The 24833-nt window shown below is 41.8% G+C and carries 21 protein-coding genes; 5 read left to right on the plus strand and 16 right to left on the minus strand.

Features of this window, described 5'->3' with window-relative positions; translation table 11 throughout:
• Positions 1 to 14: 14 nt before the first annotated feature.
• The 3 genes from rsmB to def are packed head-to-tail and all read right to left on the minus strand — an operon-like array spanning position 15 to position 2776.
• The gene (gene rsmB, locus E2H97_RS01060) at positions 15 to 1295 is read right to left on the minus strand and encodes a 16S rRNA (cytosine(967)-C(5))-methyltransferase RsmB (RefSeq protein ID WP_133405407.1); all 1281 of its coding nucleotides are present in this window, start codon (positions 1293 to 1295) and stop codon (positions 15 to 17) included.
• Positions 1296 to 1297: 2 nt separating this feature from the next.
• Entirely contained in the window at positions 1298 to 2254 is a 957-nt protein-coding gene (gene fmt / locus E2H97_RS01065; RefSeq protein WP_133405408.1) for a methionyl-tRNA formyltransferase, read from the minus strand.
• 9 nt (positions 2255 to 2263) lie between these two features.
• Positions 2264 to 2776, minus strand: a complete 513-nt coding sequence (gene def / locus E2H97_RS01070) for a peptide deformylase (RefSeq protein WP_133405409.1) — start codon at positions 2774 to 2776, stop codon at positions 2264 to 2266.
• A 215-nt stretch (positions 2777 to 2991) separates the two neighbouring features.
• Between def and E2H97_RS01075 the strand changes: the two genes are divergently transcribed.
• From E2H97_RS01075 to E2H97_RS01085, 3 genes are read left to right on the plus strand one after another with little or no spacing between them, the layout of a single operon-like run.
• A complete protein-coding gene (locus E2H97_RS01075) occupies positions 2992 to 4089 on the plus strand; it encodes a LysM peptidoglycan-binding domain-containing protein (protein ID WP_133405410.1) in 1098 nt (365 codons plus the stop codon).
• Positions 4086 to 5201, plus strand: coding sequence for a DNA-processing protein DprA (gene dprA, locus E2H97_RS01080; RefSeq protein WP_133405411.1), 1116 nt, complete (start codon positions 4086 to 4088; stop codon positions 5199 to 5201). Before E2H97_RS01075 ends, dprA begins: the two co-directional genes overlap by 4 nt.
• Positions 5202 to 5205: 4 nt before the next feature.
• Positions 5206 to 5679, plus strand: a complete 474-nt coding sequence (locus E2H97_RS01085) for a DUF494 family protein (RefSeq protein ID WP_133405412.1) — start codon at positions 5206 to 5208, stop codon at positions 5677 to 5679.
• 88 nt (positions 5680 to 5767) lie between these two features.
• Here E2H97_RS01085 and E2H97_RS01090 read toward each other — a convergent pair whose 3' ends face one another.
• Both E2H97_RS01090 and E2H97_RS01095 read right to left on the minus strand, forming a co-directional pair.
• Entirely contained in the window at positions 5768 to 6703 is a 936-nt protein-coding gene (locus tag E2H97_RS01090) for a PI-PLC domain-containing protein (RefSeq protein WP_133405413.1), read from the minus strand.
• Positions 6704 to 6820: 117 nt separating this feature from the next.
• Entirely contained in the window at positions 6821 to 8278 is a 1458-nt protein-coding gene (locus E2H97_RS01095; protein ID WP_133405414.1) for a hypothetical protein, read from the minus strand.
• A gap of 167 nt (positions 8279 to 8445) precedes the next feature.
• Here E2H97_RS01095 and E2H97_RS01100 point away from each other — a divergent pair, with 167 nt between their 5' ends.
• Both E2H97_RS01100 and E2H97_RS01105 read left to right on the plus strand, forming a co-directional pair.
• On the plus strand, positions 8446 to 9081 hold the full coding sequence (locus tag E2H97_RS01100; protein WP_133405415.1) for a hypothetical protein: 636 nt from the start codon (positions 8446 to 8448) through the stop codon (positions 9079 to 9081).
• 248 nt (positions 9082 to 9329) lie between these two features.
• Complete coding sequence (locus E2H97_RS01105) at positions 9330 to 9968, plus strand: hypothetical protein (protein WP_133405416.1); 639 nt, start codon at positions 9330 to 9332, stop codon at positions 9966 to 9968.
• Positions 9969 to 9994: 26 nt separating this feature from the next.
• Here E2H97_RS01105 and E2H97_RS01110 read toward each other — a convergent pair whose 3' ends face one another.
• Genes E2H97_RS01110 through E2H97_RS01160 form a run of 11 tightly spaced genes read right to left on the minus strand, consistent with a single transcriptional unit; the run spans position 9995 to position 24828 of the window.
• Positions 9995 to 10534 (minus strand): protein kinase domain-containing protein, encoded by a 540-nt coding sequence (locus tag E2H97_RS01110; RefSeq protein WP_133405417.1) that lies wholly within the window; start codon positions 10532 to 10534, stop codon positions 9995 to 9997.
• Positions 10531 to 13935, minus strand: a complete 3405-nt coding sequence (gene tssM / locus E2H97_RS01115; protein WP_133405418.1) for a type VI secretion system membrane subunit TssM — start codon at positions 13933 to 13935, stop codon at positions 10531 to 10533. The genes E2H97_RS01110 and tssM overlap by 4 nt, the downstream gene beginning before the upstream one ends.
• A 51-nt stretch (positions 13936 to 13986) precedes the next feature.
• Positions 13987 to 14874: a type IVB secretion system protein IcmH/DotU gene (icmH, locus tag E2H97_RS01120; RefSeq protein WP_133405419.1), complete on the minus strand. Its 888-nt coding sequence runs from the start codon at positions 14872 to 14874 to the stop codon at positions 13987 to 13989.
• A 6-nt stretch (positions 14875 to 14880) separates the two neighbouring features.
• Positions 14881 to 16197 carry a type VI secretion system baseplate subunit TssK gene (gene tssK / locus E2H97_RS01125; RefSeq protein ID WP_133405420.1) on the minus strand — a complete coding sequence of 439 codons (1317 nt, stop codon included), beginning with the start codon at positions 16195 to 16197 and terminating at the stop codon, positions 14881 to 14883.
• A 2-nt stretch (positions 16198 to 16199) separates the two neighbouring features.
• A complete protein-coding gene (gene tssJ / locus E2H97_RS01130; RefSeq protein ID WP_133405421.1) occupies positions 16200 to 16661 on the minus strand; it encodes a type VI secretion system lipoprotein TssJ in 462 nt (153 codons plus the stop codon).
• Between the two features lie 12 nt (positions 16662 to 16673).
• The gene (locus E2H97_RS01135) at positions 16674 to 17660 is read right to left on the minus strand and encodes a type VI secretion system-associated FHA domain protein (RefSeq protein WP_133405422.1); all 987 of its coding nucleotides are present in this window, start codon (positions 17658 to 17660) and stop codon (positions 16674 to 16676) included.
• Positions 17661 to 17690: 30 nt separating this feature from the next.
• Positions 17691 to 20387 carry a type VI secretion system ATPase TssH gene (tssH, locus tag E2H97_RS01140; protein ID WP_246029035.1) on the minus strand — a complete coding sequence of 899 codons (2697 nt, stop codon included), beginning with the start codon at positions 20385 to 20387 and terminating at the stop codon, positions 17691 to 17693.
• On the minus strand, positions 20327 to 21310 hold the full coding sequence (locus E2H97_RS01145) for a type VI secretion system baseplate subunit TssG (protein ID WP_133405423.1): 984 nt from the start codon (positions 21308 to 21310) through the stop codon (positions 20327 to 20329). Before E2H97_RS01145 ends, tssH begins: the two co-directional genes overlap by 61 nt.
• Positions 21292 to 23073, minus strand: a complete 1782-nt coding sequence (gene tssF, locus E2H97_RS01150; protein ID WP_170308216.1) for a type VI secretion system baseplate subunit TssF — start codon at positions 23071 to 23073, stop codon at positions 21292 to 21294. Before tssF ends, E2H97_RS01145 begins: the two co-directional genes overlap by 19 nt.
• The gene (locus E2H97_RS01155; RefSeq protein ID WP_133405425.1) at positions 23066 to 23488 is read right to left on the minus strand and encodes a GPW/gp25 family protein; all 423 of its coding nucleotides are present in this window, start codon (positions 23486 to 23488) and stop codon (positions 23066 to 23068) included. The genes tssF and E2H97_RS01155 overlap by 8 nt, the downstream gene beginning before the upstream one ends.
• On the minus strand, positions 23485 to 24828 hold the full coding sequence (locus E2H97_RS01160; protein ID WP_133405426.1) for a type VI secretion system contractile sheath domain-containing protein: 1344 nt from the start codon (positions 24826 to 24828) through the stop codon (positions 23485 to 23487). The genes E2H97_RS01155 and E2H97_RS01160 overlap by 4 nt, the downstream gene beginning before the upstream one ends.
• Between the last annotated feature and the right edge of the window lie 5 nt (positions 24829 to 24833).

The following is a 24833-nucleotide window of genomic DNA, read 5'->3' on the forward strand; positions in this document are numbered from 1 at the left end:
GCCTGTTTCTATCCCTATTGTTTTTTTAAACGAGCGTAATAAAACCCGTCCATATTCGATTCACCAGGTGTGATTTGCCAGCCGATTGAATCTTGGCTATTTTGCTCTGCAAACCCTTCAAGCTTAGCATCAGATTGACGAGCAAGAAATGCTTTGATTTGTTCGGCATTTTCTTCAGGCAAAATTGAGCAAGTGGCATAAAGTAGTGTGCCGCCCGGTTTTAGCCATTGCCAACAATGGTCCAATATTTGGGATTGCAACTTGGCAAGCTCTTCAATGTCTTTCGATTGCCTTAACCATTTAATATCTGGGTGACGGCGAATAACGCCCGTGGCTGAGCAGGGGGCGTCAAGCAAAATGCGATCGAATTTGTCACCTTGCCACCATGAATCAATATTGGCGGCATCACCATGAATGGTTTGCGCTGATACATTCAGGCGCTCGAGATTCTCATTGACGCGAGCTAAGCGCTTTTCATCAAAATCTACAGCGATGACTTGTGCGTTTGGGGCTTGCTCTAAAATGTGACACGTTTTACCACCCGGGGCTGCACACGCATCTAAAATCAGCTCGTTATCTTTGGGCTCAAGTAACCAAGCCGCCCATTGTGCCGCAGCATCTTGAACAGAAACAGCGCCTTGTGCGAAGTTTGGTAACTGCATCACATCTGTCGCTTGCTCCAGCAATATGGCATCCTTACTCTTGCCCGCTGTGGCCTCTATGCCAGCTTCTGACAATTGTGAGAGATATTGCTCACGGCTTTGTGCTTGCTGGTTATTACGAAGCCACATCGGCGGCCGCTGGTGGCTTTGCTCAATAATGGACTTCCAAGCATCAGGGTAAGCGGCTTGTAAGTGTTTGATCAGCCAGTTGGGAGTATTAAATTCCAATACAGGATTATCAGCGCTGAGTTCCGTTTGGTTGCGCTGAATGTTTCTCAATACTCCATTGATAACTTTAACCAAGCCTTCGAATCTTAGCTGACGACAAGCTTCAGCGGTTTCTGAAATCGCGGCATGTTCAGGTATGCGAGTAAAATACAGCTGATAACAACCTACAAGCAATAATTGATGCAATACGCGTTGCTTGTTTTTAAAGGGTTTACTTAAGCAATCACTCACTCGTTTATCAAGCTGTGGCAGTACGCGCAATACGCCATAACAAAGTTCGGCAAGTAGGCCTTTATCTTTACCATTGCTGAGCTTTTTTTGTTGCTCAGGCAGTGCAACTGATAACGAAATGCCTTGCTCTAATACCGCATACAAGGCTTTGGCGGCGAGGGCTCTTACATTCATGGTTAAGCCTCACTGCTGCCAATCAATTGCCCAACTTGGAACCAATCGGCTTTACCATTGAGGACATCGGCTGCGGCCATCGGTTTTTTACCGGGGATTTGCAGTGTTTTTAAGATTAAAACACCATCAGCGGCGGCAATCGCAATACCGCTTTTATCTGCAGATACAACACTTCCTACTTTGGCATTGTGTTCGGTATGTTGAAAATCCGCTTCCCAGACTTTGATGGTTTGATCACGATGTGCAAAATGACTGACAGGCCAAGGGTTGAAGGCACGGACTTCTTGCCATAATTGTTTTGCCGATTTGTTCCAGTCAATTTTAGCTTCTTCTTTTGACAGCTTTTCAGCATAATTGGCCAAAGCATCATCCTGTACTTCGGCTTGCAGTGTGCCAGCAGCTAGGCCATCTAGTGCTGCCAGCAGAGCAACTGGGCCTTGTTCGGCGAGTTTTTCGTATAAGGTCGCACTGGTGTCTTCAGGCAAAATCGGCAGTTTGGTTTTCAGCAGCATATCACCAGTATCGAGGCCAATATCCATTTGCATAATCGTCACACCAGTTTCAACATCGCCCGCCCAAATCGAGCGTTGAATCGGTGCCGCGCCTCGCCAGCGGGGAAGAATAGAACCATGAACATTGATGCAGCCAAGCTTTGGCGTGTCTAATACCACTTGTGGCAAAATCAAACCATAAGCGACCACCACCATGATGTCAGCGTTCAGCCCAGCTAATTCTTGTTGTGCATCTTCAGTTCGTAAGCTTTTAGGTTGGTAAACGCTAATGTCGTGTTGTTCGGCTAGTTGCTTTACTGGGCTGGCTTGCAATTTTTTACCGCGACCTGCTGGACGATCAGGTTGGGTATAAACCCCAATCACATTATGGTGAGAGTCGATTAAGGCTTGTAAATGGCGAGCAGCAAAATCCGGCGTACCGGCAAAAATAATATTGAGTGGTTTCAAAATGGTACCTTAGGCGTTTTTCGCAGCCAGACGAGCTTCTTTTTCTAACTTTTGCTTAATGCGATTGCGTTTGAGTGGTGACAAGTAATCCACAAATAGCTTTCCGACAATGTGATCCATTTCGTGTTGAAGGCAGATAGCAAACAAGCCATCGGCTTCTACAGTGAATTCTTTGCCGTCACGATCCAACGCTTTTACCGTCACATTCTCTGCACGTTCAACTTTGGCGTAGACGCCTGGGACGGATAAACAGCCTTCTTCGTTTTCAAAATGACCACTGGACTCAACAATCTCTGGGTTGATGAATACATTTGGACGCTCAACGTCATCTTGTAAGTCCATCACAATTAAGCGCTGATGATAGTCCACCTGAGTTGCTGCAAGACCAATGCCTTTTTCTTCGTACATGGTTTCTAGCATGTCTTCGATTTGAGTTTGCAGCTTGTCATCAAATTCAGTAACTGGCTTTGCGATAGTGCGCAAACGCTCATCGGGAAAACGTAAAACAGGTAATAGTGCCATAGATGTTCTCTAAGTCTGTTAAATCTAAATCAGTTAGTTATACTGACCCTAGGGTGTGCCCTATGTTCAATAGAGTAATTTTAATCCTTTGTGGTGGGGAATACCATTGTTCAAAGTGAATAAGTCTTTATGATCAAGTGGTAGAGTTACATCATACGCTAATGGATTAGGGGCATTCCTGATTTGAATCCATTGAGAAAGCCCGAAACGACAAAATGGACCGTTATATGAAACGCATAATTCTAATACTGCTCGTTTTGATGACGAGTGCAGCGCTCGCCGATACTTTGGCGCTAAAGCAAGATCGTCCACAAACCTATGTGGTCAAAAAAGGCGATACTTTATGGGATATCTCTACTTTTTATTTACAAGATCCTTGGCGCTGGCCTGAATTATGGGATGCCAACCCTCAAGTGACAAATCCTCACCTTATTTACCCCGGTGATACCTTAACATTAGTTTTTATTAATGGTCAGCCTAGGCTGGTTAAAAAAGCGCATAAAAAACTGTCACCACATGGTCGAATTATCGCTAAAAATACCGCTATTCCCATGATCGACCTTGGCGTTATTCAGCCGTATATTTTGCAAAATCGTATTGAAACGCTTGATTGGCTTGAAGGCAAAGCGAAAGTACTTGGTGGTGAACGTGAATCTCGCTTTCATACCCTTAATGATGTGATTTACGTCGATAAGACTCTGGATGTTGGACAAAAGTTGGCGTTATATCAACCTGGACGTGATCTTGAAGCCCACGGTGAGCATTTAGGTAAAGAGCTTGTTCTAACCGGAAGTGGTAGAGTGATTGAATCTGGTCGAGTCTCAAAGGTACAAATTCTGAATAATCAGCGAGAAACTAAAGCGGGTTTTTTTGCGTTGCCAGTCGATGAAGAAGCCATGATGTCAGCTTACTATATGCCAGCTCCTGGAGCCGTGGACAGCATTACCCGAGTGATTGCGATTGCCAATAAACAGCGTGAAGCTGGTCAGCTAAGCGTGGTGTATCTAGATAATGGTAGTAAGGCGGGAATACGTTCTGGTCAAGTCTTCGATATTTTCCGTGACGGCGATGAAATTGTGATTGATGCGAATGAGCAGCCAGTACAAACAGAAGATCGCAATGCCTATAACAATCTAATGGCCGCCATTTCTGATGATAATGCGATAACGGTTCCCGATACCTTTCGTGGTAAATTAATGGTGTTTAAGGTGTTTGATGACGTGAGTTTTGGTTTGATTTTATTAAATGATCGTCCAGTGCGTGTCGGGGATAAGATTGTAACACCTCGCTCGGGAGCCATCGCTAGGCAATGACCGCATCAGCGCTGGCCGATTGGCTAGTTGTTAGTGCGGTATCTGGGTTAGGGCCAACTCGGATTCAACAATTATTAAAGCATCTTTCTTTATCTGAGCTAAGGTGGGCGATAGAGCATCGCCCTCACGATTTACCTGCTTCAGCTAAAAGTCTTGCCTCCTTAAAATACCACCCTGAAAAAGTTGATTTTGCCTTATCATGGCTACAGTCCTCTTCCGAGCATCATATTCTTTGCCAAGACGATGACCATTATCCACCGTTGTTAAAACATATTAGCGATCCTCCTCTGTTACTGTTTGTTAAGGGCGATCCAATGGCGTTAGCCTTGCCTTCAGTAGCGATAGTGGGCAGCCGAGATGCTACGCCAGCAGGGTTAAAGCACAGCTATGAATTGTCAAAGCAGCTAGTAGAGGCTGGAATGACAGTAACCAGTGGCTTAGCGGCTGGTATTGATGGCGCTGCGCACAGCGGAGCGTTGGCGGCTCGAACTGAGTTAGCGTTGAAAACCACAGCGGTATTAGGAACAGGCGTTGAAGAAATTTATCCAAAACGTCATCGAAAACTGTACCAAGATATTCAAGCACATGGCTGTCTCATTAGTGAATATTGGCCAGACACTCGGCCTTATGCAGGGAATTTTCCGAAACGAAATCGTATTATTAGCGGTCTTAGTTTAGGTACGCTGGTGGTTGAGGCGTCTCGTCGTAGTGGCTCGCTAATTACGGCAAGACTGGCAATGGAGCAAGGGCGAGATGTGTTTGCGCTTCCTGGGAGCATTTTGAGTCATCAAAGTCAGGGCTGCCATGACTTAATTCAGCAAGGAGCAAAGTTGACAACATGTGTGGATGATATTTTGCAAGAATTACCCACTATTTTTCGCCATCATCTTGAAGAGTCAAAAAAGCAGCACCATATAGTAGAAAAGGCACAACCTGATTTGCCATTTTCTTCACTCTTGGCTAGTGTAGGCTATGAGACAACGACAATTGATGTCATTGTCGAGCATAGTGGAATTGCGATCGATCAAGTGCTGGAGCAATTACTTGAACTTGAACTGCAAGGTTGGGTGGCAACAGTACCTGGTGGTTACGTTAAACTGAAGAGGAGTTAGGCCGATGTTTGACATTTTAATGTACCTTTTCGAGAACTATGTCCAAGGAGATACAGAGTTATTAGTGGATGAGGGTGAGCTGACTCAAGAATTGACACGAGCAGGTTTTCATCAATCAGAAATCATTAAGGCCTTAGATTGGTTAGAGCGATTAGCGGATTTACAGACTAAGGAGGGATCTTATCTCCGCACACATAACCAACAATCTTTTCGTATTTATACTACAGAGGAAATGGACAAACTGGATGTAGAAAGTCGTGGCTTTATCTTGTTCCTTGAACAGATCAAGGTGCTGAATGTCGAAACTCGTGAAATGGTTATCGACCGTGTGATGGAGCTAGAAGACAGCTACCTTGGGTTGGACGACTTAAAGTGGGTGATTTTGATGGTCTTATTTAATGCTCCTGGTCACCAATCGGCTTACGAACAAATGGAAGATTTGATTTTTGAGCAGCCTGATGGCCGATTACACTCTTAATGTGAACACATACCCGCAAAGAAAGGAGGCGAATCGCTTCCTTTTTTGTTTAAGTAACCTGAGCTCTGCATAAAGAAATCAGCTCAGGTTACCAATAGTTAAGCTCGATGATTTGCCCGACTAATTGGTCTTTATCCATATCTGAGCCGATATTGTCTAGACTGATCACTCCTCTGGTACACATCTGCACTTGACGAAAGTGACTCATATTTTTGCTGGCTTTAACTCTTATCAGTTCGTGCTTACTTTGATTCACAAAATGCCTTACCGTTGCGCGGCTTTCGGGTTGGGCATCTTGATCTAACACGGAAATAAATCGATTACTGCCACTGCCGACCAACGCAGGTTGATTGGTTTGCACGACTTTCAGTTTATATCTCGAAAACATATCTAGTGTTGCTCTGGTCTCGTTCATTGACTCCAATAATTTTTTCGGGTCTCTGGTTTTTCCCCACTGCGTCGTGGTGCTTTTATTGTAATCAACAGAGATGTCAGTTAATCCGCCATGATTGGTTAAGATAACGAGTTTTTTTGTTCCTAATAAATTTTCGAGTGGTTCACTGGTGAATTCGTAAGGAGTGAGAATCAGTGCCTTGATATCTTCATTGATATAGAGTTTTCGAAACAGTTCGAAGTCGCTGACACCACTAAAGTGAAGCTTGATGATAACAACTTCGTTGCTGAGTAAAACCGTACTAAAAAAAGCCATTAAATTAGGAAAAACGTCTTCTTTTTTACTGTCTACAGAGCCATGAAAAAAAGACATTTGCTTTCCGTCCACTTGTCTCACTCTGATATCAAAGTAGCGAACGCCTAAATTAAATTGTTCGACTAAGGTTTTTGTCTGAGTCACCGCAAATTTGGCTCCTGCCGACGAGGACATGGTATAAGTTGCCGCATCGTGACTACCGGGCATGGTGATATCAATTAAGGTTTTGTACTTAAAGGCTTCAACATGACGACTAAAATGTTCCATCCATGACTCTAATGGAAACTCTAAGTATTCACCCATAAATCGACCCATGCCGAATGCTCTTAGTTAGACTAAAAAGGTGTTTAGCATATCGGATTTATCAAGAGTTAAATAAAGCTAACGGCTATAAGATTTAACTATTGGCTATGTTAGTTGTTGAGCCATTTGCTAATTGGCAAAGGTTGCAAAGTTTGTTTCAACTAATTTTCTTGCCTCATTTGCACCGATTAGATCTCGCTCTAATACTGATGTTTGTAAATGCCCAAACTGCTGGGCTATTGCCTTAATTTTGCCTGCGATGGTAAGCCATTCAAAGGCTTCTGAACGTTTTGGCGATGCCTCCATAAAACAAGCAGGTTTACTTTTTATGAAGTAGCACCAAGCAATACCGTAGATGGAATCAAGTATGACAAATTGCATATCTTCAGTGAGTTGAGTTTTGATTTGACCAAAATCTATTTGACAAAGATTGTCTAAAGTGACTTCGCCTTGCTGCCATTGAGGGAAAGCCATGGACTTTAACGTAAGGTTAATGGTTTGTAGGTAGGCCATCATTGCTTGATCTAATTTTTTATGGTCAATAGGTTTATTGGGTGATAAACAATTGAGTCGTAAAGCGGTAGCCATTTGCTTTAGGCCAGCAGAATAATGGTGGAAACATTGGGTTTTATAGACTAAGTAATCATAAAAAGCTTTATCTTCTAATGGGCAGTTGGCCGCTGGTTTTAATTGTTTTTCACATTGAGTTACCAGTTCGACTTCTCTTGAAAGCTTATCATTTTGGGATACATTAAAAATTGAGCAATGCGTGCTCACGACATATTGCCAATATAGAGAATAGACATCTCCAGTATGATGAGATTGTTTGGCTCTTTGATGCTTTCTTATTTCTGTTTGAAGTTCTTCTATGTTTTTTTCATCTTTTTTTTCAACGAAAGCATGCCACCTTAGAATGGTATGGGCACGTAGTGCTTGTCGGGAAATGACTTCTCTTGATAGCCGAGCATCGGTTGACGACAGTTGTAGGGCTTGTCTCAAATGCAGTTGCTTGGTGTGAAGGCAAGAAGTGTACATTGCCTGCTGGGTTCGCGTTTCAATCAGTCTTAACACTAGTGTGTGATAACAATCGGGATCGCTCAATTCTGAATGTTGATCAAGAATAGATTTAACAAGGGTGAATGTTCTAAATTGTTGCTGCAAAGTGTTAAGTTCAACCGTTTCACATGCGGGTTTGGTCTCTTTTTGGGAAGTAACCGCAAGTTTACTTGGCATTTGTCTAGATAAAAGGGGAAGGACATGTTGAGCCAGTCCCATGTCTTCATTAGAAAACTGCAATGCCGGGAGCGCCTTTAAAAAAGTGGTAAGGTGATCACGGTAACCATTTAATGTTGATATCAAAGCGGCTTTTCGTTGAGTTTCTGGTAATGATTGTAGTGTTTTATCTATTTCGAAAACGAGTTTGGAATGTTTGGTGATGGCATCCTGTGTGTCAAGCTGAGAGAGCGATGATGCCTCATCTTGTAAAAGCTGAAGTTTTGATTGGATATCTTCGTCTGTTGTAGCCGAGACATGTGTGGTTTCTATTGATGTAAGGGGAAGGGGGATTGCTTGAGCTGATGTAGCCATATTTCGGTACTCGGCTTTATGTATGAAGGGCACAATGAGTGTCAGGTTAGCACCGTAAAGATCGATTCCTTATTCCAAATCATTATTATTAAGCATTCTAAATTCGAACCTTAGCCAATGATTATTTTTATAATGCGTACATAGTATCTTGTGTAAAAGGTCTGGGCATGTCATTTGAGGGAATAGCAAAGTCACGAGGTGCCGTTGCATTTTACGATTTTGATCAGTCAATAATAACACCAAATTTGAATTTTGTATTAGGCCGCCAAGTGGAGTTTCCACGAGGGTATGTGCGAATTGAAAGTGACAATGTCACGACCAATGGATGTTGTTTTGGTTTATGCATGACTTTGATGAATGGCGATTTTGATTTTAGGCGATTAGAGCCTTTATTGAAAACCAATGAAGGGATCGGTCAGGTAAGAGGCTACCAGTTCATTCAAAAAGTAGGTGTAGCACTTGATGTTTTATTAAGAAATTGTTTGCCAGATTATGACGTACCTAAATACGGTAAAGCGGGTAAATCTTTTTTAAAATTCAAATCCTATGTGAAATGGAAAAAGTCATGCTGTTTTTATATTAAGGTTTACTGTAACGAAGATCTTACCCACGCAATCTGTATGCAAAGAGAGGGAGAGCGTTATTCTATTTTTGATCCGAATGTAGGGTTTTGGACATTTAATGGGGCAAAAGTAAAAGAAATTTTAGGCTGTCTGGATGATTTAACGAATTATATGGATTATGGCGGTGTTGGTAAGTTTAGACGATTTATTCTTAGAATTACCAAGAAAAAGGACATCTAGAACACGTTATCCATTTTTATTTCGTATCAAAAGTTGTTTTAAAAAATTATGGTGGGGTGAGACAGTATCGACGCTTCATACTTAGGCTTAACCCAAAAGGAATATAAGCCGTAAAGGCTAGGTTTAATAGTGTTTAGCGTTATTTATTATATAAAGTCAATCTAATTAATTCGATGAGTTTGGTTGTTTTTGCAGTCCACTCTTTTATTGTACTTGTTTAGTTAATGCTGGATTAATAGGTTTGGGTTATGTCTTTTGAAGGTATTGCTAAGTCTTTTGGTGCAGAAGTGTTTTATGAATTCCGCCAAAGTACTATATTGCAAAATTTAGATTCCTTTGAAGCTCGTCAGATTGAGTTTCCTAGGGGGTATATTGATGCTCGCAGTGACAATTCAACTCTAGGCGGATGTTGTTTTGCTCTTTGTATGGTAATGATGCAGGGTAATTTCGACTATGGTTATTTTTTATCTAAAATTAAAACCAAGGAAGGCATTGGGCAAATCAGGGGATATCAATTTATTAATAATCAAAACGTAACATTTCATGATGGGCAAATACTTAGACGAATCTTTACTGACTATGATGTTCCAATTTTTGGCAGGATAGGATTATCTTTTAAGAATTTTAAATCTTATATAAAGAAAAAAAAGGTATGCTTCTTTCATGTTGTTATAACCTGTGTATCAGGTGCTCATGCTATTTGTTTAGGTAAGATTGATAATAAAATCTCAGTATTTGATCCAAATGTAGGTTTTTTTACTTTCCTTGATAAACCTATTAAGGATGTGGTGGCATGCCTAGATGAATTGACTAAGTTTATGGGAAATTATGGGGGAACAGGGAGACGTTTGAGGTATATCCATAGATTAACTCCAAAGGATGTGTAGTATTTATAGTAAATTTGGAACTGTCCCTACCTTGTTTTATAACACTGTTCGAAAAATTGCTGACAAATTTTGAATACCCCTTGCCAATCATCATTAGTGTCGACTTTTCCTTTTCCTTCTTGTTGGTTGATACTGCTAAAGCTAGGAGTACATTGCCAATAGGGTAGTGATGAGCGGTTAAGACCTATGGGTAAGCTCGCGCCAAAGTCGATAAGTTTTACCTGCAAAGAACTTGGGTGGTAGAGAATATTTGAGGGTTTGATATCTCCGTGGATCCAGCCTTTATGGTGGCAATATGATATCAACGCTGTGATTTTAGGCAGCAGCTGATTGAAGATGTTCGCCTCTGATTTTGGCAAATACAACAGTGGCTGATAGCTGGCATCGAATTCTAAAGTAAGAATGCGGTTTGAAAGGTCAATATCGATGACTTTTTGTATTCCATCTCCGGCACATTGTGTTAGCGCACACCACTCTTGCTTCAGCATTTGCATAGAGGTGAAGTGCTTTGTGTAAGAGTGTGCCGCGTATTGGTTGGGTTGTTTTTGTTTTATTGGTTGGCTCATAGCAACTCTTCGAGTCTTAGTTGGCTGAAAAATTGGCTGTCTAAAATGATTTTTGAATCAGGCAATTTGTAATCCAAATCTATGCTGTTTCCGTTCAGTCTGTATGTCAGCCTTCTAACCAGTGGATCATTCGTCGATGTGGATTGACCATCAAATAAGAAGCGTAATAATCCCCATGGGCCTTGATATGACTTCGACGCAATGCGATTGACACCGCTAAAAAAGCTACTGCGAATGACATCTGAGCTACTGTCGAGTGGCCATTGGATTTGTTTGGCCACTCTGGGTCCTTGATCGTAGCTGAAAATAGCATTATCGGCCCCAAGCTCAAAATCCGTGACTCGAGAAGCCATGGATATTGGCATTAAATTGATATTCAAAGAGAGCTTTTTACCTGTAGCGCCAAAAAATACCCGACTGACTAATTGGGCTTGGTTCAATAGGTCTAAAGAATGCTTGCCCATGGGCAGAAATATCCCATCGATTTTGGCTAATTTAAGTGTATTGCCTTGCCAGTATGTAAAGGGCGTAAGGTATTGAGTAATAAAGCTGTCAATTTGGCCTTTTGCCATGAACATTTGAGTAAAATCATCTAGGGCAACTTCTAAGTTTTCTTTTTGATAAAAGGGAAACCGTCCTTCAAAGGATTCATCATAGGTTTGGTACACTTTGTCATTCCATTGACTGTTGATGTAATCCATATTTTTTTGCATGACCAATCGCCAAGATTGTTGAGCAATGGATAATGCCCACCGTTTAACTTGCTCTGGGTACTTCGCTGCTTCAAGCTCTAAATTTGAAATCGGATCGGCTTTTCCGGATGCATGTACAATGGCGTATTTATTCATTGCTTCACTGGCATTAGGACTGGATAAAGCTCTAGTGAAATAAGTATCTAATTGATCAAATTGTTGTATTAAACCATCAACAGGTAACGACTTTGATTTATCGCCAGTGCCTTTCAGGTAGTCGAAGTAAGGTTGAAAGGCTTGGTTAACGGTAGATTCAGGTTTTACTGTGCTAACGAGTTTATTTGCTTGTGTTTGAGTGTTATCGCCACCGACTTTCCCAGCAAGGACAGCTATATTGCTATTTTGATTGATCAGATCTGTGTTCATCACGATGGCTTCTAAGGTATCTAAAACAGGGCTCGCGACGGGTTGTCTTGCCCCGTGAAGTGCCAAAGAAAGCTCATTGGATGATGTGAAGTGTTTGATACTGATATTGTTTAATAGATCATTCCATCGTCGAATGTAATCTGAATAATAGAGACGTTGAACATTTTGGCTCAGAGCTTTCATTTCAAGTGGAGAAACTTCGCTATTCCCTTTCTGTATGAATTCAAATTCAGACATGAGTTCTTTTAAGGTGGGAGAGTTTGCACTTAAGTCTATGGTTTTATAGCCCTGCTTGGTGAACAGCTTGGGGATCATAAAACCTTGATAATTTGGTGTAAAACTGAATATTGAATCAAAATTAGTACCGAGCTGTTTTCTTACATCAACCAACTGTTTATGTTTTGCGGTGTTAATGATTTTTGCGTAAATGAGTCTTTCTGGCGATAAGCCAATTAAAATATTACTGGCCTCTGCCACCAGTCTATCGTTTAACTTTATGCGTTTTTGATAGTTGCTGTTAAAGAGATCAACCAATAAGTCTGATAGCGTGGTTTGTTCAGACTCGGAAAGTAAGGCTTGTTTTTTTATGATCCCCAGTAAATAAGATCTTAAATCAATCGTTTCTAATTTAGATTTATTGGAAAGCATTTCATAGTAACGCAGTACTTCAAAAATTTTACTGGAGTCGCGCTGTTCAACATAATGGGACAGATCTTTCGCTCCGAGTCGCTCAAGTTGTGGCAGTAATAACATACTGAGCTGTGACTCATAAATGCTGTATATTTGCGCAGCAATATCGCCTTGTTTTAGGCTGACTTTTCGATACCAAGGTTTAGGCGCAACGCCTTCTTTGGCGACGGCTCTTAATTCACTGAGCAGTTCAATCACATCTTGGAAACGGGTTGGATTTTGCTGTGAATGTTGTAAGTCATTTTTGTAGAGGCTCAATTGGGTGAGGGCATTGTTTCGCCAGTCTTCGTCGGCACTCCAGTTATTCTTTAAGGTCCATATGGTGAGCGCAATCAGTAGCAGGGCACCGATGGCCAACGTACTTCGGAAAAACAGATATCCCATTTGCATTCTGGTGTTGATCCCAGCGAGTTGTGCTTCAGGTAAAATGGATTGCTGTAACAGTTTTTGAGCAAAAAAGTGCCGTCTTCTCGCGACTCTTTGTCTTTGTTCGTTGGTATTAAACTCGGAGTGTAAGGCGATGACTTTGCCTAAAATGTCATAGGAGTGTTCATCAACAACACAATTGAGAAAATAGACCCCTCTTATCCAAACGCAGTGTTTAGCTCGACTTTCTTTGCCGAGCTCTGTTATCCACTCTGATACGATATGAAAGAACAGTCTGAGCTGATAGGGTAAGGCAATGACAGAGGCCGTTTGTTCAGAGTTAATGTTAAACAGTAATTCAAACTGTTGCTGTGTGATCCCGCTTAAAAATGATTTTACTTTTTCTTGAAAAGCAGAGGGTTGAAAGGGAACGTGGGCTGATGTATCAAAGGTGATCCCTAGTGGCTCGGCTAGCTCCTCATTGGAGTAGGGATCAAAAAATTCAATAAAGTCTGAAATAACATCCACTTTGGCTAATACACAATAAAAAGGTACAGAGAGTTTGAGCTTAGCGGTTAACGCGAGCATGGCATCTTTGACTTGTTTCGCTTGAGTCTCCCGTGTTTTCCTATCCATGGTTATTAAACTTTTACAATTAAGCAGATTGACGACGCCATTTAGACTTTGGCGGGGACGCACTTTTAACAGTTGTTTACTTAAGGTGCTCCAGAGTGAATGATTGAACTCATGACCGTTATAGATTTTATCACCCACTTCTAGACAGATGATGTCTTCGTTGTACCAAAAGCGAATGTACGTTTGTTGCTGCTCCTTTAAGGTGTCATCTAATAACAGCTCTAATCCATTTTGTTTCAATAAGGTACTTTTGCCAGCAGCTTGCTCTCCTAATACGAGATACCAAGGTAGATCGTAGAGTGTACTGTGCTTAATGTTTTTGGCATTTTTGATCCGTGATACAGCAGATCGAATGATGGTATTGATTTGTGCAGCTTGTTGTTTTTCGGCCTTGATTTGATCACGACGAAGTTTGTGTTGCTTGCCATACTCAGATTGAGCGTACAAAAAATAGCATAGTCCGATAGTGATGATGATTGAAATAATTGCTGGATACATGAGCCATGAGAGTTGTGGGAAAATTATCCAAGCAAGCGTCGACAGAATGATGCAAAGCACCAAGCTGATCACGGTATACATCTTTAACTTCATACGGTTAACTCTCCACAGCCAGAATCTTGGCCTCTAGTGATATGCGAGCTTTCATTTTTTCGGTGCATGAGGCGTCGAGGGGGTTATAGGTTCCGTTTCAGGATGAAAAAGCTCTACATTCGTTAATGGGTGGATATTAATAAGCCCAATTTGCTCTAATTCATTACTGATATGCTTACTGCGATTGAAATACCAATACTCGGAAATCCCATAGCTCATCAATACGATAAAAACGGAAAAGGCCAATACGGTTTTCATATTGAGAAAGTGTCTGGGTGGTGAGGCTTTTTTAGGTTTGCTGGCTTGAGGGCGAGTAAGGCTTTGTTTATCACGATAGATTTTTAGGATGGCATAGAGTTCTGTTTTTAAGTCGTAGAGTTCGCTTTCTTTTTGATCTCGATATAATCCTTGAAACCCTAACATGAGTAATACGTACTGGAGCTCGATAAAATCAATCAACTTAGTGGGTTGGTGACACGCTTTTTCCAGTAGTTGAAAAAATACCTCCCCGCCATTTCGCTCTTGAAACACTTTGCTCAGCAGTGAATTATTTTGCCAATGGTGTTGCTCTCCCCACGGGGTATAAATAATGGCTTCATCGAGTGCGGCGCATAATACAAAACAACTCTTATCTAGCACACTTGGGTGATAGGAAAGGTGGACGGCTTGTTTTCGAAAATCGGCAATTTTATTGAGTAACTGTTGTCTAAATAGCTCAACATTGGTTGGCTTTCCTTGCCTTGGGATGGTGATTAGCATCCCTAAAATATCAGTGGCAGGGTTGAGTAGGGGATTACCATAGACGACGAGATCGCTAATGATGTATTCGATATCACTTAAGTCTAGAATGTGAGTCTGGGTTGGGTCAGTATCAAGCTCTTCTTCAATCGCTGTGCGCTGAACTACAACCGTGGGCTCTTCGGTAAATATATCATTCATGTTTCATCACCTAATTACATGAAACTCGACACACACATCTTCAATCCTTTCATCAATATGCAGAGCAATAGGATCCTCTTTATCGACGAGCTGCTTCCAAAGTTCTGATTGCACATCGACTTCAAAATACGAAGCATCGACTTTTGATTTAAGCTCAGAAGGGGCGTAAGGGAGGTTTAATAGACCAACCCCTTGTATGGCACTTCTGACCAAATTCACTATGGTCGAATTGCCAGCCAGTTTCGCAGATTTAGGAAACTCTTCGTTGAGTCGAACAGAGCCAATACTTGAGGTTACCACCAGTATAAATCGGCCTTGTTTAAATAAGTTTCTATCAGGGATGACGGTTCTGAGTAATCGGCGGCTGGCAAATAGGCTTTCATCCCATTTTAGGCTTGTGACATTATCGAGTTTAATTTCACTCAATAGGGTTTTGATTTCGCTAAAGAGGTCAACAAATACGGAGTAAAGTTCACTTTGATTCCATTGACGTAACGTTTTGGGTACCCTATTTTCCAAACCACACATTTGTCCGTAAAGGGATATGCAATCTAAATACAGCTGGTAAGTAGCGGCATTAGACATTTCAGCATCATGTCTAAACTTTGGAAGCCAAGTGCACAGAGCTTGTAACCATAAATAATCTCGAAGTAATGCTTGATAGCTTTTACTGCTTTCTTCTGTTTGCAGACGCGTAGCAATAGTTGTGGCTCGATATTGCATGTGAGCCGCAAGATCGGTAATGCCGTTGGTCAGATAGTGAGAGACATTGTAGTACAAACAGTTGGGAACAAATTCTTTACTGAGTATAACCTCGCCTTCACTCCTAAACTCCATGACTTTGGCAACCGAGAGTACAATGTAATCTTGTAAGTCATCACCTTCGAGCTTGAGTACAATATTGAGCTTGCCTAATTCCAGTTGTACCGAGTCACTGTGTTCACGAGTCGTATCAAAGGTGGCGTATTCAAAGGGAGAAAATCGAAAGCGGGTGCTTTTACCGACATTCACCGCCCCTGTTCGAGTCAATGGCAGGGCTAAGTACACCAGTTTATTGGTGGTACTACTGGGGATTTCAATGGTCAAACTTTCCAATATTTCAAAAGGCGTTCCATCAGGAAAAATGCCTTTAGCGTGCGTGATTGACACTTTTCCAATCGTGAGTAATGAGTTATCAATGTGAAGTGCGGTGAGACCATAAAAGCAAGCGTTGTTCTGCTCTATCAATTGTCTGGTAAAGTATTCATGGTATCGGTCTTGTTGCTGAAAATGCTGAGGACTTAAAAACATCCCCTCACTCCAAACAATCTTATTGGTATCCATCTTTACCCCTGAATAGATAAGTTAATGCCATCAATATCAATGTTGACGGTCTGTGAGCTGTCGCTACTGATTGGAAAAATGGCTTTATCATTAGCTTCTTGATAATCCGAAAACCCCGCAAGAATAGCGATGTATTTGGTGCCATCGAGCAGTGGGTATACTTGCTGGTATTTTTCTCCCGGTATGATGCTTTTTAAGTGTCGAACAGAAAGTAAACTGGCTTTCAGTACACCTTGTTCATCATTGAAAATATTCAAAAAGCTGGCTTGATTGAATACTTCGCTGTCGGACAGCTGATACACTCTCAATTTTATTGGCGTCGCATTATTTTTCAGGTTCGGATTGATGTTGTAAGAGGCGGATACCATTACTGTCAGTGTTTTGGGAGCAGGCTTGCCAAAACCCAATAGGCTACAGCCTTGCAGTAAAACCGCTAACATCATAACTAAGAGGATTCGTTTCATAATCAGTGGTCTTTACCTGTCATTGGAATGGAGTCCAAGTGACTCTTGAAAGTAGAAATGGAATTTTATGTGCCAATCGCGACTTTTGAGTTGATGTGAAAAGTAATGTTTATACATGGTCCAGTAACGCCAATGATTGTGCCATAACCGTGGAGGACTTAACTCTTCAAAAACGGGTTCAAGCGATTCTGGTGCCATATCTTTTAGTAGTCTGGTGAGTGCCATCTCCATGGCTTGTTGGGTTTTTCTTTTTTGTTGGAGTTCTTGACGGTAAAGCTGTACTAATTTTGATTCCGAGGCACTGTGGGGGCTGAGTTCTTTTTTGTTTAGATCGAGTACTTGAGAAAATAAGGTATCGTGAAAGGGATCGTCTTCATAATCTTCAAAATATTGGGTCAATGGTGCGCGCTCAAGGGTCGTTGACTCTTGCTCTTTTTCTGGCAGATGAAATGGATCTTTCTCGATAGTATTAAAATCAGAGGCATTAGTTGAGAAATTCTTATCATTGTCTGGATGACGACTCGGGGAAACTGACTCATTAGCAACCGCTGAAATGCTGACATCGTCACTGTCTAAAAATGGGTCGTTACCGAGGATAAAACTGGGTTCTTGAAGACTTGGCTCTTGAGGGGAGGTAATCACATCATCTTCAATATACTCAGCTTTTGCATCGTCTGGACTGAAGTATGAAACCAGTAAACGATACGAGCCAATCGTGATCACGTCGCCATCTCTGAGAGACTCTTGATTCCCTTTTCCGATTGGGCTGTCAGCCCCATTGATAAAGACCCCGTTAGTGCTGTTATCAATCAGTTTTAGCCCTTTGTCCGTATTGACGATGGAAGCATGAACACTTGAAATGGTGCGTTCGGCGTCACTCAGCTGAAATGTGGTACCAAATCCTCGACCAATGGTTCCCCCCTCTTCTGGGAAGGTTTTTGTCCACTCGCTGATGGCTTCGCTATCAGGGGAGCAGATGATTCTTAACGATAACGACATGCTTAAGTCCTCGGTCTAGGTAGCCAAGTGCTAGTGAATATCAACATTCATTTGTCCACTGCTACAGGTGAGAGTGACCGTTGAAAACGGCTGCCCAATGCTCATTTTGTCTATGCAGGAGTTGGCAATTTGAGGCATCACCCACTGACTGATCTGTTGTTCAATGGCTCTGGCACCGATTTCTGGTGATTGGTTTTGCTTAAGTAAAAATTCAATAACCGAGGGTTCGTAAGCCAGTGTAGCGCCATAATGCTTGCTCAGTGATTGCTCAACTTTGTTGAGGGATAACATGGTGATTTGTTCTAGTTGGCTATCACTCAGAGGGTGGTAGGGAATGATGGAAAGGCGACCTAAAAATGCGGTGCTAAATGATTTTTGCAGCTCAGGAAAAACCCTTTTTTGTAAGGTCTTGGTATCGCTGAACCCTTCATCAAGGGCATTAACGATACAAGTATCACCGACATTTGTCGTCATGATGATCAAGCAGTTTTTAAAATCGATATGCCTACCTTCACTATCGGAAATACTGCCTTTATCAAAAATTTGATAAAAAATATCCTGCACACTCGGATGAGCTTTATCGACTTCATCCAGTAAAATGAGCGAATAGGGTTTTTTACGAACCGCTTCGGTAAGCACGCCTCCTTTTCCATAGCCGACATAGCCTGCGGGAGCACCTAATAACATAGAGACTTTATGAGCTTCTTTAAACTCTGTCATGTTAATGGTAGTAATGCTATTTTCACTGCCGAACAGTTCTTCGGCTAAAGCAAGCGCGGTTTCCGTTTTACCGACACCGCTTGGGCCACACATGAGAAACACCCCAAGTGGTTTTCTTGGATCGGATAATCCGGCGCGTGATATTCGGATCACTTCTGCTATTTCAGAAATGGGGCTGCACTGGCCTATGACCCGTTTGCCGATGGAGGATTCAATGTTGAGTAATCGTTCGACATCTTGTTTGATCATGTTATTCACAGGTACACCTGTCCATTGCGCGACGACTTCGGCAATGGTTTGTTTTGATACTTGTGGCCACACTAATGGACTGTCTTGCTGCACATTGGAAAGCTGTTGCATTTGTTGTTTGATCAGCGTTTGCTTTTGTAGCTTTTGTTGAGGGCTGATGTCTTCGCTGTTTACCCGTTTTTCAAGCTCAGCCTGCAGGGAGAGCAAGGCTGTAACTGAGGTTTTTTCTGCTTCCCATTTATCACGTAAGGCGGATTGCTGTGTTAGGTAATCCTGCTTTTGCTGTTTAATTTGATCGAGTTGTGTGGACTCACTGAAACAAAGCAGGTCTTCTTTCATTAATACTTGAATTTCACTTTCTTTTTGATTGATTTGCTCTGTGATAACCGTGAGTTGATGAGGTATCGCATTTTGGCTCAAGCCGACACGAGAGCACGCGGTATCTAACAGGCTGATGGCTTTGTCTGGTAACTTGCGTTCGGGTAAATAGCGTATCGATAAACTCACGGCCGCCTCTAGGGCTTCTTGTAGAATTCTGACGTTATGGTGGGTTTCAAGACTGGCTTTGATTCCCCTTAACATTTGTACTGCTGTGGCTTCGTCTGGCTCTTGAACTTCCACGACTTGGAAGCGTCTTGTTAAGGCGGCATCTTTTTCGAAGTATTGTTTATATTCTGCCCATGTTGTGGCCGCTATCGAGCGAAATTCACCTCTGGCTAAGGCGGGCTTTAGTATGTTGGCAGCGTCGTTTTGCCCCGCGGCACCCCCTGCGCCAATTAAGGTATGGGCTTCATCAATGAAAATGATCATCGGCGTGGTGGATTGCTTAATTTCGCTGATGATATCTTTTAAGCGATTTTCGAACTCGCCCTTTATGCTGGCTCCTGCTTGTAATAACGATAAATCTAAGCTCAGAAGCTCAACATGCTCCAGTATTGGCGGTACATTACCTTCAACAATGAGTTGAGCTAAGCCTTCAACAATAGCGGTTTTACCGACGCCGGGGTCACCAACCAGAATAGGACTGTTTTGGCGACGTCGACATAAAATATCAATGGTTTTTCGTATTTCAAGACTCCGACCAGAGACGATATCGAGTTCACCGTTTCTGGCCGCTTGAGTGAAGTTTTGGGTGTATTTATCCAGTGCAGGGGTGCTTTGATTGCTCATCGCTTCTTTAGAAACAGCAGTCTCTGAATTGTTTGATGTTGATTGAACGACCTTTCCTGATGTTTTCAGTGCTTGTTGCTTCAACCACTCTGATGATAGGTTCTTTATCCATTCAGTTAAACAACCCGTGTAGGCACCAAGTGTGACTCTTTGTTTCAATACTAATAACAAATGGTATTCATTAACGGTTAACTGGGAAAGGTTCAATGATGCCAACATCCATGCATCTTTTAGCAATTCAATAAGTTGGGATGAAAGAGAAGGTGAATTGTCATTTCCTGCTTTATAGCGTGTTAATTCAGAGTTGAGTTGCTCAGTTAGCACGTCAATAGCAATTCCGGCCGATTGGGCGGCTAGTACCCAGCCCATATCGGATTCTTGAAGTAATTTATAGAACCAATGTTCAAGTTCTATGGCAAAGTGATGTCGAGAAACACATTCTCCAGCTGCCAGTTCCAACGTCGATTTGAGTTTGGAGGACATACATTGAACGAGACTTTGTAACTCAACATTAACCATGAACGCACCTACTGAATACTGAGAGGTAATTGCACGAATTTTGGCTTCATTTTTGGGCTGTCCATCCATGCAGAAAGTCCGAGACGAAAATGAGAATCTTTAGGGTAAAGCAGTTGCAACTTAGGAAGATATTGGCTGTTGACCTTCATAAAGAGTTTGTAGTTTACGTAGGCTCCCATATAGCTTTTGATCATGAAGTCTAGCGCCTTAACAAGCCCTGAATGGCCGTACATATTCATGTAGTTTTGATAGTCTGTTGGGCAGATAGAAATGGCGATTTTTTGTAAACTCAGCGGCGCATATTTTCCAACTAAGGCATTGAGGCCGAGTAAATGGTTTTGCCCTGAAATACCGATTTGAGTCAATGAGCTTTTGATGATGGGTTGGTACTCAAGCTCTATAGGTGTGATCTCAAACGGGCAACAAAAATAGTCTTCTAACATTTCCGTTAGGTTTAGGTTATTGGCGGCCTTACAACCAAACAAAGCGATGTATTGTATGAGATGAACGTGAGGCAAAACGGTTTGTTGCGGATCAATGCCCGTTAAGTTGGCTAATAGGCGGCTGATGTGCTGTTTGTCTTGATTCCAAGGAAAAGATTCTTCTTCGAGTTGCTTGGTGATATCAAACTTCATGTCCGTTTGGCATTGGAGAGTAAGGTATCTGTGATTAATTATGCTAAAAAAATCTATTGGGGCTCGAGTGCCAAGATTGAAATACGCATCCAGCGCTTGCTTGAATAAATAACGAGGAATCGACGAACGGTTACCCAAAAACGCGGGGTTGCTGGTGGTGACTTCCCAAACGCCATGGTCAGTTTGTGCTAAGTTCGTGACTTCATTTGAGTAATCCGCGGGCAGTAACTCACAATTAAAATGAATACTGGGGTAGGCTTGTCTTTTATTGGCATCATGTTTGATAAGTTGCCAAAGACTGATTAATTCCCCTTGCACGGATGAGTTACTGAGCCTCGTTAGATAAGCGTTTTGCATCCTGTTCTCCTGGGAAAACTCATATAGATTTCATCGTAACCTTCGAGTTTGATATCCAGTTGGGTGAAGCTATTAAACATCACGAAATTAGAAAAAAAGCTATCGAGAAACTGCGCGAACAGAGTGACACCTGAAGTCAGTTGAGTGGTATTGAGAACGACGGTGATGTGTGTGCCGTAGGTGAAACAACTTTTACCCGAAGTCATGATGGTAGCAATGACATGTTCCATCTCGATTTCTGATAGCGCATCAATATATTTCTTGTTTTGTGTATTGTTGTTTAAGTTATAAAAATGAAAAATATCTTTGAGAGCCTTGCAGGGATTTTCGGTCCCTAAGGTGCTTTGGATATTGAATTGCAGATGATTGAGTAAGGTCCATATTCTATCTGAATCCTCATGATGTTTGAGTACAGAAGATGGTCGTTTAGCGAGCTGTAATTTGCCCGGAATGGTTAATGTATCCCTGCATTGGATCTGACTGTTGATGGACTGATGAGAGGCTTTTCTTGATTGAGTAACAGTAATATTTACCAACCAAATTCGAACCTCGTCACTGATACTGTAGTCACTGAGATCGGACACTTTAATGCTATTTTCAGTACTGGTATGAGACGATATCTGTTGCAGCAATTGCCATCGTAGCCCTGTCGGTTCGGTATTGAATTTTTCTCGAAATATTTGCGGAACGTCAAAACTTGGGGTGTTGGTTACATCGGTAATACGATTAATTGAGTACAGTTCATAGCTGCGTGATCGCATTGAGTCGATCACTAACGGGTACTGCTTTTTTAAGAAGTTAATTTCCAATGGCTCGGCCATCATCTCATGTAAGTTGATGATGGGCGTTGAGAAGAGGGAAAAAAAATCTAAGGTCAGGTTTCTTGCCAGCTCAACATCAAATTCGGCAAGGTACAACTGTATCGTAAAGTGATGATTCGATACCTTGGCTAATGCTTGTTGGAGGTGAAACGTAAAAGCGGTAAAGCTGTCGGGGAACATGAAAAATTCGGTAAGTAGGCGATATCCCGAAAACGTGTTGGCATTATAGGGCAGGACGGTATGGTTCAAATCATAGCCAACGGTCGACATTGTATTTTTATCCACTGGGAATCGATCATTATCACTGGTGATACAGATGGCGAGCGTTGAGCGCCGCAGTAAATCATAGAGCCGCAAAGATAAATTGGTTTCGCCTTTGAGTTGAAGTTTAAGCTTGTCGATGTTCAATTCGTTTATGGCGATGCCATCATCAATGGCTTCTATCGTCAGTTCGAGCAAGGCTGTCGCTTGTTCTGCGCCTTTGGGCTTTACATGTTCAAACGGGGCAAAGGTGACTTTTGCATCGGCCAGTTTTATGGGGTAAAGAGTGACGGGCTCGGTTGTTCTAAATATTGTGGCTTCATTTTCTTTTTTACCTATATCAAATTCGGTATGCACAGGGACATGGTGAGTCGCTTTGGCGGATTCATCCACTAAAAATTCCAGTACTGAATAGGAGGGTATAGGACGAAGAACATGTGGAAAAATAATATTAATGAGACTTTGGGTAAACTCTGGGTAAGTGTCATCCAAGCGTTTATGTAGCTTTGCATTGAGTAAAGCCATACTTTCCACAAGCCGTGACAGCTCTGGATCTTCAATACCACTATTACTGATCCCAAGCGTTGTGGCAGAACCGGGATTTTTTTGAGCAAACTCAACCGATTCTTCACGAATAAATCTCAGCTCTTGTTCAAAATATGACAGTAATGAATCAGGCAAAACCAGATTTCCTTAGATTGATTGAGTTAGAGGAAAAGTTCAGTACAGGCTCAAACACCACAAGCTCCTTACCAAATTTGGTGTTCACGGTAGCGGAAATCATTAATGGTAGATTGTTGTTATTGCCTCTTGTGTCGCTCAGTTCAACGGAGACCTGACTGAGCCTTGGCTCATAGCTTTGAATGAGTCTACGAATATTGGCTAGGATGATGGCAATATTGGCTTCATTTTTATAACGGGTGACGTAACTGAGCCCTAAAAAAGCAATGGTATTTTTGGTGGCAGGTGGAATGGCATCTAAATGCCAAAGCGGCGCTCGGCTTGATATGAGCGAACAGATATGCTGAATGATGGCATTATGCTCAGCACCAATATCCTTATCCCAATTTCCCGCTAGTTTAGCGATGAGACTCATGAGTTTGCCCCGATTTTTTGGCTCGACATGGCGGTGGTGATAGAAATATGAACATTCATCAGTTCATATTGGTATTGAGGTTGAAGAGTGATTTGGCAGTGATAATGGGTGCTGTCTAAGGTATCGGCTTCTAATTCGACTTTGCATGATTGCAAAGGGTATCGAGCCATGATGTGATCTTCTGCATGAGTCATTCTGTTTACATAACCATTGAGCCAGCTCTCCAAAGAGTTTTTACAGTTCAATACACTGTCGAAACTGCCGACGTAATCACGAGTTTTAACTTTTAAGTAGTGGCCGAAGCGACACGCCATTAAGTTGGTTTGCAGCATGCCAAGTACTTGCTCAGCTTCTGTGGGAATATCCCACACAGATTGGTTACTGAAAAACCCTTTTTGATTGGATAAATACAAACTGGAAAAGGGAACAAAGCCCTTTTCAGACCAAAATCCATCATCTTCACTAAAAATATCAACGCTGGCTTTTATTTCCCCTTGCGCTTCTGAAACCAGCGCGCCAAATTCCCCCTTATCATCATAAGCTCTAAGGAAACCGAACCAACTGATACGTTCGAATTCTTTAATGATATTACTGGCTAATAAATACGCGCAATTCCCCCATAAGGTATTGGCTTGGCAGGACTCTTGAGTAAAAACAAAACCAGCAGGGTAACTATGATAAGGCGCTCTTAATTTGTATTCGGGAAGCACTAAATGAACAAAACGGGAAGAAGGGCACTTTCTAAGTAATTGCCAAGGTTGATAATCTTCACTTTCTAAAATGCGTGCAATCTTAGCGGTGTCATGCAGGACGCGTGAATTGTCATCGCCAAAAAATTGAGGACTCACGCCTAAAATTACTGGGCATAAACAGACTTCTGCTAATTCTGACAATAGTTGCAAGGTATATAAATCGTCAAACTGACAGTCTTCTGAACTGTCCATATTTACTTTGTGGTCGATCAACAGTACGCCAAAGGGATGTCCACCTGCGGTGTCGAGCTCTCTTGAATAGAGCTTGTTGAATAAAGACGATTGTTTAATATCAAAAGCCAAGTTCAGATCATTGGAAACAGCAACCCAGCTTAAATTAAGAATTTTGATGGTGATTCTTTTTTGTGAGAAAGGAAGATTAATGAGTTGAAAGAGCTCAAGCCAAGAGGCTTCTAGCCTTTGAAAGTATCGATGAGTGATAATTTGAGAAAGTTGACGGCTTATCAGTGCATCAATTTGGTTTATCGTGATGGTGAGCTTTGCTTTAAACTTGTCTACATATTGCTTTTTTGCAAGGTGTTGTAGAGCCGCAATTGTACGCTTGTTTAAAGCAAAGCCATCAACCATTGTTT

This window comes from Parashewanella tropica (genome assembly GCF_004358445.1).
Classification (GTDB): Bacteria; Pseudomonadota; Gammaproteobacteria; order Enterobacterales; family Shewanellaceae; genus Parashewanella; species Parashewanella tropica.

Coding starts and splice junctions, on each gene's coding strand:
- rsmB (WP_133405407.1), bottom strand. CDS start 1,295: ATGAATGTAAGAGCCCTCGCCGCCAAAGCCTTGTATGCGGTATTAGAG.
- def (WP_133405409.1), bottom strand. CDS start 2,776: ATGGCACTATTACCTGTTTTACGTTTTCCCGATGAGCGTTTGCGCACT.
- E2H97_RS01075 (WP_133405410.1), top strand. CDS start 2,992: ATGGACCGTTATATGAAACGCATAATTCTAATACTGCTCGTTTTGATG.
- dprA (WP_133405411.1), top strand. CDS start 4,086: ATGACCGCATCAGCGCTGGCCGATTGGCTAGTTGTTAGTGCGGTATCT.
- E2H97_RS01085 (WP_133405412.1), top strand. CDS start 5,206: ATGTTTGACATTTTAATGTACCTTTTCGAGAACTATGTCCAAGGAGAT.
- E2H97_RS01090 (WP_133405413.1), bottom strand. CDS start 6,703: ATGGGTCGATTTATGGGTGAATACTTAGAGTTTCCATTAGAGTCATGG.
- E2H97_RS01095 (WP_133405414.1), bottom strand. CDS start 8,278: ATGGCTACATCAGCTCAAGCAATCCCCCTTCCCCTTACATCAATAGAA.
- E2H97_RS01100 (WP_133405415.1), top strand. CDS start 8,446: ATGTCATTTGAGGGAATAGCAAAGTCACGAGGTGCCGTTGCATTTTAC.
- E2H97_RS01105 (WP_133405416.1), top strand. CDS start 9,330: ATGTCTTTTGAAGGTATTGCTAAGTCTTTTGGTGCAGAAGTGTTTTAT.
- E2H97_RS01110 (WP_133405417.1), bottom strand. CDS start 10,534: ATGAGCCAACCAATAAAACAAAAACAACCCAACCAATACGCGGCACAC.
- tssM (WP_133405418.1), bottom strand. CDS start 13,935: ATGAAGTTAAAGATGTATACCGTGATCAGCTTGGTGCTTTGCATCATT.
- icmH (WP_133405419.1), bottom strand. CDS start 14,874: ATGAATGATATATTTACCGAAGAGCCCACGGTTGTAGTTCAGCGCACA.
- tssK (WP_133405420.1), bottom strand. CDS start 16,197: ATGGATACCAATAAGATTGTTTGGAGTGAGGGGATGTTTTTAAGTCCT.
- tssJ (WP_133405421.1), bottom strand. CDS start 16,661: ATGAAACGAATCCTCTTAGTTATGATGTTAGCGGTTTTACTGCAAGGC.
- E2H97_RS01135 (WP_133405422.1), bottom strand. CDS start 17,660: ATGTCGTTATCGTTAAGAATCATCTGCTCCCCTGATAGCGAAGCCATC.
- tssH (WP_246029035.1), bottom strand. CDS start 20,387: ATGGATGGACAGCCCAAAAATGAAGCCAAAATTCGTGCAATTACCTCT.
- E2H97_RS01145 (WP_133405423.1), bottom strand. CDS start 21,310: ATGCAAAACGCTTATCTAACGAGGCTCAGTAACTCATCCGTGCAAGGG.
- E2H97_RS01155 (WP_133405425.1), bottom strand. CDS start 23,488: ATGAGTCTCATCGCTAAACTAGCGGGAAATTGGGATAAGGATATTGGT.
- E2H97_RS01160 (WP_133405426.1), bottom strand. CDS start 24,828: ATGGTTGATGGCTTTGCTTTAAACAAGCGTACAATTGCGGCTCTACAA.